Origin of the sequence: Mycoplana azooxidifex (assembly GCF_014196765.1) — a bacterium.
GTDB lineage: Bacteria > Pseudomonadota > Alphaproteobacteria > Rhizobiales > Rhizobiaceae > Mycoplana > Mycoplana azooxidifex.
Window position 1 is genome coordinate 1 of record NZ_JACIEE010000027.1, and the last position, 1,516, is coordinate 1,516.

The 1,516-nt window shown below is 60.3% G+C and carries 2 protein-coding genes; both read right to left on the reverse strand.

Going from position 1 to position 1,516, the window contains the following annotated elements; translation table 11 throughout:
* A partial coding sequence (locus tag GGQ64_RS27530) for an ATP-binding protein (RefSeq protein ID WP_183808491.1) occupies positions 1–495 on the reverse strand: 495 nt, incomplete at its 3' end.
* Positions 485–1,516, reverse strand: a 1,032-nt coding sequence (istA, locus tag GGQ64_RS27535) for an IS21 family transposase (protein WP_183808492.1), incomplete at its 5' end; no start/stop codon positions are given. The genes istA and GGQ64_RS27530, both read right to left, overlap by 11 nt.

Consider the following 1,516-nt stretch of genomic DNA (forward strand, 5'->3'; position numbering starts at 1 on the left):
GAGGCGAACCAGCGTCTCGGCGATCTGGCCTGCCTTTCCTTTGGCCTTCTCCTGCTCGAGAGCGTTGACCAATTCGATGGTCGAGAAGAAGCGGACCTTTCGGCGATGATGCTCGATCGCCTGGACACCGAGGGCGGTCGCCACGTGGGTTTTGCCTGTGCCCGGCCCGCCGACGAGCACGATATTCTGCGCTCCGTCCATGAACTCGCATCGGTGTAATTGGCGCACCGTCGCTTCGTTGATCTCGCTGGCGGCGAAGTCGTATCCGGAGATGTCTTTGTAAGCAGGGAAACGGGCGGCCTTCATGTGATAGGCAATCGAACGAACCTCACGTTCGGCCATCTCGGCTTTCAGCAACTGGGACAGGATCGGCACGGCCGCATCGAACGCTGGTGCTCCTTGCTCGATCAGGTCCGTGACCGCTTGGGCCATGCCGTACATCTTCAGGCTACGCAGCATGATGACGACGGCGGCGCTGGCAGGATCATGACGCATGGCGACCTCCCACGATCCGGACACGCAAGCCATCGTAGCGTTCGACGTTGGCCTTGGGTTCGCGCAGTAAGGTCAGCGCCTGTGGTGTGTCGATGTCGGGACCATCAGTGGTTTTGCCGTCGATCAGCCGATGCAGCAGGTTCAGCACATGCGTTTTGGTTGCCACACCCGCATCCAGGGCAAGTTCCACAGCGCGGAGGACGACCTGTTCGTCGTGATGAAGAACGAGAGCAAGGATATCGGCCATCTCACGATCACCGCCAGGGCGGCGGAGCATCTGGTCCTGTAGTCGCCGAAAGGCCAACGGCAATTCCAGGAAGGGCGCGCCATTGCGCAGGGCACCGGGCTTGCGTTGGATGACCGCAAGGTAATGCCGCCAGTCGTAAATCGTTCGCGGTGGTTTGTCGTGACTGCGCTCGATCACCCGCGTGTGTTCGCAGAGGATATTCCCTTCGGCCGCAACGACCAGCCGCTCGGGATAGATCCGCAAGCTGACGGGCCGGTTCGCAAACGATGCAGGCACACTGTAGCGGTTCCGTTCAAAGGTGATCAGGCATGTTGGTGAGACTCGCTTGCTCTGTTCGACAAAGCCGTCGAAAGCTGCAGGCAACGCCATCAGTGCGGCCTGCTCGGCAGCCCAGATGTCCGCAATCGTGCCGGGCAAAGTGCCATGCGGTGTCTCGCGCCACAGGTTTTGGCAATGCTGTTCCAGCCAGGCATTCAACGCCAGTAAATCCGGGAAGTCCGGCATCTGTTGCCACAGCCGCGGTCGAGAATCCTGGACGTTCTTCTCGACCTGGCCCTTCTCCCAGCCTGCGGCGGGATTGCAGAACTCAGGCGCAAAGACGTAGTGGTTCGTCATTGCCTGGAAGCGGACATTGACCTGTCGCTCTTTACCGCGGCCGACGCGATCGACCGCAGTACGCATATTGTCATAAATTCCCCGCGCAGGCACACCACCGAAGACCCTGAAGCCGTGCCAATGGGCATCGAAGAGCATCTCGTGCGTTTGCAGCAGGTA